Genomic DNA, 665 nt, shown 5'->3' on the forward strand with positions numbered 1-665 from the left:
CGGCCGTGGTACGGCGCCATCGCGAGCGTCTCGATCAGGCCGGCCATCAGGTTGGTCGACACCTGCGGCAGCCAGCTGCCGAGCTCGAGCCCCTTCTTCGTCGCCTCGCCGGTCTGGCGGGCCGTCATCTTCGCGTAGATGTCGTCGACCAGCTTGCGGAAGGCCGGGTCGAGCCGGTTGCGCGGATGCTTGAACGGCACCTTGATCTCGGCGATCACGCGGCCCGGGTTCGACGACAGCACGAGAATCCGGTCGCACATGAACACCGCTTCCTCGATGTTGTGCGTGACGATCAGCACCGACTTGATCGGCATGCGGCCTTGCGTCCACAGGTCGAGCAGGTCGGTACGCAGCGTCTCGGCGGTCAGCACGTCGAGTGCCGAGAACGGCTCGTCCATCAGCAGGATCGTCGGGTCGACCACGAGCGCGCGCGCGAAGCCCACGCGCTGGCGCATGCCGCCCGACAGCTCGCGCGGGTACGCGTTCTCGAAGCCGTCGAGACCGATCAGGTCGATCGCGGCGAGCGCGCGTTCGCGCCGCTCGCGTGCGCCGACGCCGAGCGCCTCAAGCCCGGCCTCCACGTTCTGCAGCACGGTCAGCCACGGAAACAGCGCGAAGGTCTGGAACACCATCGCGACGCCTTCGGCCGGGCCGCGCAGCGGCTT

General features: G+C 68.7%; 1 protein-coding gene. It reads right to left on the minus strand.

All coding sequences use genetic code 11. From position 1 onward, the window contains the following. On the minus strand, positions 1-665 hold a 665-nt coding region (locus DIE17_RS37080; RefSeq protein WP_148095681.1), incomplete at both ends, for an ABC transporter ATP-binding protein.

It is taken from the genome of Burkholderia sp. Bp9099 (assembly GCF_003857805.1).
Lineage (GTDB): Bacteria > Pseudomonadota > Gammaproteobacteria > Burkholderiales > Burkholderiaceae > Burkholderia.